The sequence below is a fragment of the Oleiphilus sp. HI0079 genome, assembly GCF_001635105.1.
On record NZ_LWFT01000212.1, the window covers coordinates 1 to 9,567 of the forward strand.

Below are 9,567 nucleotides of genomic sequence, written 5' to 3' on the forward strand. Positions count from 1 at the left end.
TCAAAAACCGGTTCCAGAAATCGAGCCTCAAGACCTGGCGAAGGCTTAGGCCGCTCCAGAGATAAGGCGGTAATCATACGCAGTTTAATGCTAGGGTCTCTCTTGGCTCTGGCGTACAAGGCATTGACGAACTGCGCAGGCTTACCAATGCCCAACGGAATACCCATAACGATATTTTTGTCGAGTGCCTCTACGACACTATCTACTACTTGATCTAAATCCGGGTGATGACTCAATGCTTTATCCTCGTTTGAAGCACGGTTTTTATAATGGCACTCACTCTATAAAGAAACGAAACCGCCTACGTTGATTTTGGTCAACTCTTCGAAACATACAGCAAAAGCAGACGCTGCGTCGCGACGGGCAGCATCAACCGCATTGTCGTAACAAAAAAATCATTATAGTTCTAAGTGATATTCAGCCATTCAACTATAATAAAAGCGGTAAATCTGACCATATTTTATTTAGTGCTCAATTGAATTTCTCGCATGAACCTATAAAGTGGTCGAGTCGAACAGCATCAAAAAATGCAAGGGAGAACTCGTGGAAGAACAAAACGATAAATATAGTATCGAAAATACCGACTACACCGTCGGGCAGGACAATATTCAAAAATGGGGGTTTGACGTCCATAACCCCGTGTTCGGAACCAGTGCCGGGCTCATTCTCATCTTCCTCATCGCAACACTTGTTAGCGATGCGTCAACAGCCAAAGGGCTTCTTGATGGTTTGAAGTGGGATATTATTGGGAGCTTTGATGCCTTCTTTATTTGGTCGGCAAATCTATTCGTTGTTTTCTGCATTGTGCTTGCATTTTCACCTTGGGGTAGCATTCGACTTGGCGGCTCAGAAGCAAAAGCCGAACACTCCACCATCTCATGGTTGGCCATGCTATTTGCTGCAGGCATGGGTATAGGCTTGATGTTCTGGGGCGTTGCTGAACCTGTTGCTTATTACACAGGCTGGTATGAAACACCGCTCGGTGTTGAAGCGAATACGCCAGAAGCGGCGAGCATGGCGCTTGGCGCGACGATGTATCACTGGGGTATACACCCTTGGGCAATATACGGTGTCGTTGCATTATCACTTGCTTTCTTTTGTTATAACAAAGGCTTGCCTCTCTCTATTCGCTCTGTTTTCTACCCTATTCTCGGTGACCGCACTTGGGGTTGGCCGGGACACATTATTGATATTCTTGCGGTACTCGCCACGCTATTTGGTCTTGCTACTTCGCTAGGCCTAGGTGCCCAGCAAGCCGCTTCAGGCATTCAGCATGTGTTTGGCATTGAGGCCAGTATCGGCTTACAAATCACGGTCATTATTGGTGTCACTTTGCTGGCCATCATTTCGGTTGTGCGCGGCCTTGAAGGCGGGGTCAAAGTACTTAGTAACGTCAACATGGTGATTGCATTTGCCCTACTGACACTGGTTGCCTTAATGGGCGCAGCTGTCGCATTGGGCTCGATCCCGACAACACTCATGGCGTATATCGAAAATATTATTCCTCTGAGCAACCCGCATGGTCGTCCTGATGAAGCATGGTTCCAAGGCTGGACTGTATTCTACTGGGCATGGTGGATTTCATGGTCCCCTTTCGTAGGGATGTTTATCGCACGTGTATCAAAGGGCCGCACGATTTGTGAATTCCTTGTAGCCGTTCTGGCAATCCCGACGCTTGTCACTGTGCTTTGGATGTCTGTCTACGGTGGCATGGCCATCGATCAGGTAGCAAATAGCATTGGCGCTCTGGGAACAGACGGCCTCAAATCGGTTCCGCTTGCGATGTTCCAGATGTTTGATGCCTTAAGCATGGGGCACGTGCTTTCAATGATTGCGATCGTTCTGGTGCTCGTATTCTTCATCACTTCGTCTGATTCCGGCTCACTCGTTATCGACAGCATTACCGCTGGCGGCAAAATTGATGCTCCGGTTCCACAGCGTATTTTCTGGGCAACCATCGAAGGTGCTATCGCTGCCGCGCTGCTTTGGATTGGCGGCACAGAAGCGATTCAAGCCTTGCAAGCCGGTGCAATCTCAACCGGTTTACCGTTTACCTTCGTACTGCTGTTAATGTGTGTCAGCTTGGTAATGGGGCTACGAACCGAGCCGCGCTAAGTCACTGAAACGCTGAGCCACTTTTGCTCTTACGCGTATCAATCATGAAAAAGCCCAGCCTCTAAAAGGCTGGGCTTTTTTGGTTTTAACACGATGACAACGCGAGAGACTACAAGACCAAATCTGCGACCTTTCGCTCTCGCAAATGCCAATACTGTGCCTGGGCTTGCAATAACTCTGCGGTCGCCATGGCGTCGATCACGGCGTTGTGATTCTCATACTCCGGCAAGTTATAACGCAATCGCGCATCCGGTAGACGAAGCGATGGTAACGATTTGCGGCGCATGCGATCGAACCAATTTTGCTTCCGGCTCAAACAGCTCGCCTCTAATGCAAAGGTATCGATCACTGGAAACAACCAAGGCACCTGCCACACAGCCAAGCTTAAGGTCCGAAAAAACTCTCTCTCCATCGCGCGATAATGCACCACGGTTAAACGTCCAGCCATCGCTGACAGCACCTCAGGCATCACAGCGTTAATAGACGGCGCAGAAGAGATATCGCTATGCGTGATGCCATGCACAACAATCGATGAATCACTTAACTCTCCCGGGTTCACCAACCAATGCTTGGCGGTGTTCAGATACACCCTGCGACAATCAAACTCCACCAACCCAATGCTGACAATTTTATCGTTTTGCGAGTCCAAGCCCGTGGTTTCTATATCAATCGCCAAGCATGGCGCTTCATTTAGCGTTTGATTCAGATACGCAAACCCGGCCGAATAAAAACCTCTTAGCGCGGAATTCCGTTGCTCAAGCATCGAGGTTAGAAAACGTTGCCAGTCTTGCTCATTTTGAGGAGCCACCCCTCGTTCTTTCAGAGCGTTATCCATTGGCGGTGTATCGAAATTTCAAAAACCGTTGCGCCTGTGCCACCACACTGAACGCCTCTTTTAAAGAGCGCTGCTCAGACAAGCTAAGCGCATCCGGGTCTATCTGATTATTTGGTTTTTTACGCTCACGTAGCGCGAGCATCTGCTGCCGAGCACGCATACTGTAGAGCAACTCTAATGCATCGCTTAACTCCTCGTGCTTACCTTGCGGTAGCAACTTGGTTTTGGAGACATCCTCCAAACGCTCGAAGGAGTTTTGCGAGATCGAGCCAGTCGCAAGCGCATGGACTCGAATAATGTCTGTCAGTGGCGCAGTGCCACGCCGTTTAATATTTAATGACCGTCCCTGCTTGCCATCTTCTTCTAAAACAAAGTTCTTAAAAAATCCCAACGGAGGCGTCCGTTTTAGCGCGTTACGCGCCAAGGCAGCTAAGAACGGTTTGCTACCTTTGGCTTTATCGGCAATGAATTTTTGCAACTCTTTTGCCCAGGCACTCTTACCATGCACCGCGACCAAATCAAAAAAGATAGAGGCATTCAGCAAAGCCTGAGGGTCGGGCTTCTCGATCCACTCAGTAAATTGCGCTCTCCATTCCTCACGGCGCATACGCCACTTGGGCGTTGACGCCATAATTAAACCCTCGCAGTGAGGGTAACCACAGCGATCAAGCCCATCACAAAGCAACTTACTGAAGCGCTCAAAGTATGCACCGTGCTCATCTTCCTCAAAGCGATCATCGAGTATCAGAGCATTGTCTTGATCCGTAACAAGAAGCTGCTCGTCTCGCGCAAGAGAACCAAGCGCAATCAAACAATATGGCACAGGAGGTGGGCCTAGTTGATCCTCAGCAAGCTTCGCCATTTGCTGCATAAAGCTTGCTCCAATCACCGACATCGCCGAGCCGATCATGTGCGACGTCGCATGCTCACTCACGAGTCGATCATAGACAGCGGGCAGCTGCTCTGAGAGCTGGGCAAGTGCATCAAGATCATCGGCAGATAGAATGCTGCGAACCAGCAAAAGCGAGTTTTGTGATTCATGGCTGACCACATCAGGTAGAGACACAACTCCAAGCACCCTGCTCTCATCAACAATCGGAACATGATGAATATTGTGCCGGAGCATGGTTAACATGACCTCATGCAAATAAGCGTGCTCATCCATCACCTCAGGCTCCATCGTCATCACCTCACCGACAGGCGTCTCCAAAGACAGACGCTCAGCAATCACACGAGCACGCAAATCACTATCTGTGACGATTCCCATTAGGCGGCCACTTTCATCCTGCACAACAGCAGCGGCGATATAGTTGTCCGACATACGTCTCGCACATTCGGCAACAGGCATATCCGGCGTCACAACGAGGGGCTCACTCGTGATCAACTCAGTAATCGGCACCGTCGTCATATCGTCGGTCGCGACTTGCGTAGCCTGCTGTAAGATCGAGTGGTCATTAACCTCAAAAAAATCACCAAACTCTGAATAGGTATCGCAGAAATCCATGAACATTTTTTCAGGGATTAAATAGAACAAACAGTCCGTGCGGGTATTCACTGCAAAGCGCACCTTGCCATGCATCAATAACCCCATCTGTCCGAACACATGTCCTGCGGGCAAACGATTAAACAAGCTGCCATCGCGCCGAAACACCTCAACCTCACCTGAACGGATGAAATACAAGTGATGAATCGGCTCTTCTAGTTTAAGCACGGCCTCACCGGCCTGCTGGTAACTCACCTCGATCGACTGCGCGAGATGAGTAAGTGCGTCTTCAGGTAACCAGCAAAACGGCTCGTATTCGCCAAGCGTGCGTTCAATGTCCGGCAGCTCAATACTCATAGTTTGATATCGCCTTATGTCCGTTTATTTGCGATGGGATTGCTGACCAAGCGATCGAAAGCCGCGACGCCAAGCATTGAGTACCGAGCTTAGAGCACGCTGAATCTCCGCGCAACACACCATTGATTGGACGTTATAGAGGTACTGCTGGGGCGTTGTTGGAGCTTTTGGGAGCCTATGAATGCAAGAGAAATTAGGAGCCGAGCCCGATCTCATGAATAACTGAATTAACAACTGAATTAAGAACCGAATAAAGCACTGAATCAAACGCTGAATCGAAAACGACATAAGCCATTAAAAGGATGACTCACTCGACGCGTCTCTGGGCACGTCATAGCGCTCAGATATTGTTTGCTCACTAAACTGGCAAAATCGTGCACACTAGTGCCGCAGCGGATACGGCAGCCAACCAAAGTGCGAAAAGCCCTAGGTAATCGCGAGCGCTAGAGTAAGCAAATGGCGGCTAAACGTCGCCTGTCGCTAGGCTGAAGTGCACATAGTCCCTGTTCACTTTTCGCCTTGTAAACCAGCTGTATTGCTCTGCACGCTCGCTACCTCGTGTAGCATGAGCATTGCATCAATCGCTCGAGGAAAGCCTAAATAAATACTTGCCAACATAATGATCTCGGCAAGCTCATCTTTGCTAAAGCCGTCTGCCAGCGCCGATTCCAAATGCCCCAGCAAACGTTCCGTTCCTAGACTGATCAAGGCGGTAATGGCGACAACCTCTTTTAATTTGTCATCAAGAACAGGACGGTCAAAGACCTTCCCCAACGCAAACTCTGAGATCATACCCACAAAATCAGGTGACAATTCCTGTAGCTTGGCAATCACATCTTTACGGTCTTCAGTTGCATGCAGGTTTTTGTTTTGCTCGCTCATACGTTTCAATCATTCAGTTTGAGGGTTTTGGTGTCGTTGCTTGAATCGTTGCTTGAATCGTTGCTTGTATCGCTGCTTGTGACGTTCATCTTTTGCTTGCCTGGCTTGCATGCCTTTTCGTCACCTAACGTAGGCGCTTGGTTCGAGCTGGGGTTATCAATGTAACGATTGAACTCTTCCATAAAGGTCTCGTCAAACACCTTCGTGGGTGTAGGAAACAAGCAGCATTTCACATCGATCAACACCGGACCGTCAGCAAGCAAGGCCTCAGAATAACAAGCGCCCAATTCTGACGGATCTGAAACCGTCAAACCCTTCACACCCAACGACTCGGCAAAACCCGCCCAGTTGTGATCGACAATATCGGTTAAGGCCTCGGCATCTGGGGTAAAACTATGCGCTCGAAGCTTTGGGTTTCCGTGTGCTTTGTTATTTAAAACCACAAAGATTATGCCGCTCAGTTTATAGCGGCCAGCCGTCTGAATCTCCATGCCCTGCATCAGCATACAGCCATCACCAACAACGGCAACAACTGGCGTATCCGGGCGAGCAAGCTTAGCACCAATACTAGCGGGAATAGCCCACCCCATAGCACCAGAGTACTTAATAATATTGAAATACTGATGTGGTTTTCGCATCGTCCAATAATGCGTCGCGAAGAACGTGTGCGCACCATTATCGACAAACAATTGCGTGTCGATTGGCATTGCTGCGTCAAGTTCGTAAATCGCGCGCGCAGGATGCAATGGCATGCTCGTAGAGTGACAATCGTCGATGGTGTAACAATGCGAATGCTGCTCTCGTTGCTCGGCCAACCATTGCAGGCGTGCCGGCTTTGAATCTAGTAACTGCGACTGCGCCAATGTTTTCTTATCGCTAGATGCCCAATAGCGCAGCGTTGCCTCGGCATCGCTCACAACAGCCAGATCGGCCACATAGGTTCGGTTTAAATGATCAGGATCGAGATCTACCTGAATCAGCTTTCGCTCAGCAACGAGCTTATTGCTCCAGCCCATAGAATTGATCTGCCCCAAACGACTCCCAACAACCACAAGGCAATCGATCTCGCCATGAATCAGTAGCTCATTGGCAAGAGCGCTTCCGGCCCACCCGAACACCCCTAACGAAAGACGATGATCCTCGGGGAAATCGCCTTTCGAGCTCATCGTTGTAGCGACCGGAATACCAAAGAACTCGGCGAATGCTTCAAGAGCTGCAAAGGCGTTCGCTTTACGGACACCGGAACCAGCCAGTATCACGACACGTTTGTTCTCGGCCATCATCTGTAACGCGAGATCGAGCCCCTCTTGATCCAGTACCCGAGTACTTCGAGCCGAGAGATGACTATGAGGCATATAATCATAGGTTTGCTCATGGCGCTGAATATCAAGCGGAACAGCGAGATGTGCCACACCCTGCTTGGGGCCTTTGAGCGTCGTCATTAAACGCCGCAAATGATCCTCTGCCAGCTTGGCATGCGTTAGTTCAAACTGCTGTTGCGCAACGGTACCCAGCAAGTGGGTTGTTCTAAGACCGCCGGAACCCGGGTCTTGGATGGCATCTCGATTCCGCCATATCAGGGGCGCATCCCCCGTAATCACCAAAACAGGAACTTGGTCTGCATAACTTGCACTCAAACCAGTCAGCATGTTGCTCGCACCAGGACCAGAGATACCCATGCAAACACCAAAGCGCCCTGCCGAACGGGCAAAGCCGTCCGCCATGTAGGCTGCACCGGACTCCGTAGCGCACACAACGGGCGTTATGCCATTAACGTCAACCAGCGCTTGCGAGAAATTATCCACATAGCCACCAGGAATCAGGAACACGTGGCTTGCGCCTTCGTCTCGGATGGCTTGCACGATGTAATGGCTTAGCTTCAGTTCTGACATTGGTGTTTCGCTTTTATTCTCGTTATGTCGTAAGTATGCCGTTTGACTATCCATACGAACCTGATATGTTTGCGGCTTCATTTTTTAACTAAAACAGCCGAAGTATTTATTGTGACGTCCAGCTCTGAAGCTCAAAGCAAAGAACGCAGTTATCATCATGGGAATCTGAAAAGCGCGTTGATCGACGCTGCGCTGCAAATCCTAGACACTCGTGGCATTGAAGCGCTTTCTTTGCGCGCCCTCGCCAGCGAGGTTGGCGTAAGTCACATGGCGCCTTACGCACATTTTAAAAACAAAACTGAGCTGTTTCAGGCCATCGCGGCATCCGGTTTTCAGTCACTCACAAGACGCATGCAAGCCGTTCAGGACGAGAACAACGCCATTGAGCTGATACTCAATTACGGCACCCAATACATAGAGTTTGCAATCGCCAACCCCGCTCTATACAAAATCATGCTGTCGCAAACACAGACCGCGCCGGAAATGACAATGGAGCTTCAACAAGCAAGCAAAGAACCGCACGCGTTGCTCGTTCAGGCCTTTGAAAAGCTTCCTAACGCACACAGCCCTGCCAATCTTCAAGCGCAGGGCGCATGGGCCATGGTGCATGGTCTTTCTGCGCTTATTACAGATGGCCATTTGCTCATTCCCGATGGCATGTCGGTGAAGCAATATCTGGCTGCGACCTCAACACAAATGCCGCACTCTTAAATACGAGTAGCCAAGCCACGCCCTTGGGCGCTAGTACAAAATCTCGATATCCGATGTCGGAAATGCCACACAAGAATGTACCCATCCAAAGGTTTGGTCAGACTTTCGCAGCTTAGACTCCGGTGCGTTAAACACTTCACCCTCAATGACTTTTACACGACACAGGCTGCACTCGCCTGAGCGGCAAGCGTTTTCGACAAAGTAGCCATTGCGCTCCAAGCTATTAAGTAAGGGCTCACCAACCTCAGCCTTGAACTCACCTTTGCCACGTACCTTGACCGTTATTAAATCTTGTTCTTTTCGATCTGCAGGCCAATATTGCAAAGCACTTGGATTTTTTGGAGGGCCATTACACTCAATGCGAATTCGTTTGTTCTGAACACCCAGCTCATTCAGTTGCGCCTTGCAGAAGTCATTGAATGGTGTAGGCCCGCAAACATAAAACATGGCCTCATCGACGCCACCAATGGCTTCGTTAATCCGTTCGCCGGTTAGATAACCCGTTAATCCTTCAAAGCCTTCACTTGGACGCGACACCACTTCCGTGAGATGAAAGTTGTCGTGCTTTTCAGCTAGCGCTTGAAAGGTATCTTGGAAGATCACATCGTTCGCAAAGCTGTTGCCATACACTAGGTAATAATCAGCATCGACACCGCGATTCAATACACTCTCAATCATCGAGCGTGCAGGTGCACCACCAGACCCACCCGCTAAGAAGACAAGTTTCTTCCCATGAATAATCGGGTTGTAGTAGAAGGTCCCCATTGGGCTTGTCGCACTAAACTCTTGTCCCGCGGACACCTGATTCAACAAGTAGTTCGTTACAAAGCCGTTCTCAACAATCTTAATCGTCAGATCGTAGTAATCACGATGCGTTGGGCAAGACGAGATCGCGTAAGGACGCGCCGTCTCAACGCCATCAATAGTCACAAACAGATTGATGTACTGACCTGCCTGAAAAGGTGGCAGCTCGCCCTTGGTGCTGACCATACGAAACGTTTTTGTAGATGACGTTTCTTGGAAGATATCCATGACTTCCAGCTGCAAGCGCTTAGGATGCAGCTTGGCAATTTCAGCACTGTTTTTTCCCTTGCTTTCGCTAAAGTCAGTTCCAGTGCGTTCGCGTTCTGCAATACGCTCTCGGCCTTCCACATAGCCAACAAGGTTTTTGAGTAGTTCGTTTTGCTCAGGCATGTGTCGTCTCCTGTTGCTTACTTTCTTGCGCATTCTCTTGTGATGATTCCGCTATGCTTTGCGCTTTTAGTTTCTTCAACACCGCTTTGGCCGTGGAT

Annotated in this window: 7 protein-coding genes and 1 pseudogene; 2 read left to right on the plus strand and 6 right to left on the minus strand. The window is 49.5% G+C overall.

Annotation, left to right across the window (positions count from 1 at the left end):
* Positions 1-236 (minus strand): annotated as a pseudogene (locus tag A3750_RS03090) (acetyl-CoA hydrolase); the annotation flags it as partial.
* Positions 237-543: 307 nt separating this feature from the next.
* Between A3750_RS03090 and A3750_RS03095 the strand changes: the two are divergent.
* Positions 544-2,115: a BCCT family transporter gene (locus A3750_RS03095; RefSeq protein ID WP_068520825.1), complete on the plus strand. Its 1,572-nt coding sequence runs from the start codon at positions 544-546 to the stop codon at positions 2,113-2,115.
* Between the two features lie 109 nt (positions 2,116-2,224).
* On the opposite strand, the gene A3750_RS03100 is transcribed toward A3750_RS03095, so the two are convergent.
* From A3750_RS03100 to A3750_RS03115, 4 genes are all read right to left on the minus strand, one after another.
* Positions 2,225-2,923 carry an exonuclease domain-containing protein gene (locus A3750_RS03100; RefSeq protein WP_231871689.1) on the minus strand — a complete coding sequence of 233 codons (699 nt, stop codon included), beginning with the start codon at positions 2,921-2,923 and terminating at the stop codon, positions 2,225-2,227.
* 19 nt (positions 2,924-2,942) lie between these two features.
* On the minus strand, positions 2,943-4,790 hold the full coding sequence (locus tag A3750_RS03105) for a DUF294 nucleotidyltransferase-like domain-containing protein (RefSeq protein ID WP_068520813.1): 1,848 nt from the start codon (positions 4,788-4,790) through the stop codon (positions 2,943-2,945).
* Between the two features lie 507 nt (positions 4,791-5,297).
* Positions 5,298-5,672 carry a carboxymuconolactone decarboxylase family protein gene (locus A3750_RS03110; protein ID WP_068520815.1) on the minus strand — a complete coding sequence of 125 codons (375 nt, stop codon included), beginning with the start codon at positions 5,670-5,672 and terminating at the stop codon, positions 5,298-5,300.
* Between the two features lie 5 nt (positions 5,673-5,677).
* Positions 5,678-7,645 carry a thiamine pyrophosphate-binding protein gene (locus A3750_RS03115; protein ID WP_068465519.1) on the minus strand — a complete coding sequence of 656 codons (1,968 nt, stop codon included), beginning with the start codon at positions 7,643-7,645 and terminating at the stop codon, positions 5,678-5,680.
* A gap of 30 nt (positions 7,646-7,675) precedes the next feature.
* Between A3750_RS03115 and A3750_RS03120 the strand changes: the two genes are divergently transcribed.
* Positions 7,676-8,275: a TetR/AcrR family transcriptional regulator gene (locus A3750_RS03120; RefSeq protein WP_068457091.1), complete on the plus strand. Its 600-nt coding sequence runs from the start codon at positions 7,676-7,678 to the stop codon at positions 8,273-8,275.
* A 30-nt stretch (positions 8,276-8,305) separates the two neighbouring features.
* Here the strand turns inward: A3750_RS03120 and A3750_RS03125 are convergent, their stop codons facing one another.
* Positions 8,306-9,469 carry an FAD-binding oxidoreductase gene (locus A3750_RS03125; protein ID WP_068465517.1) on the minus strand — a complete coding sequence of 388 codons (1,164 nt, stop codon included), beginning with the start codon at positions 9,467-9,469 and terminating at the stop codon, positions 8,306-8,308.
* Positions 9,470-9,567 lie beyond the last annotated feature (98 nt).

Excerpts from the sequence above, each read along its gene's own strand:
- A3750_RS03105 (WP_068520813.1), bottom strand. The coding sequence starts at position 4,790 with ATGAGTATTGAGCTGCCGGACATTGAACGCACGCTTGGCGAATACGAG.
- A3750_RS03110 (WP_068520815.1), bottom strand. The coding sequence starts at position 5,672 with ATGAGCGAGCAAAACAAAAACCTGCATGCAACTGAAGACCGTAAAGAT.
- A3750_RS03115 (WP_068465519.1), bottom strand. The coding sequence starts at position 7,645 with ATGAAGCCGCAAACATATCAGGTTCGTATGGATAGTCAAACGGCATAC.
- A3750_RS03125 (WP_068465517.1), bottom strand. The coding sequence starts at position 9,469 with ATGCCTGAGCAAAACGAACTACTCAAAAACCTTGTTGGCTATGTGGAA.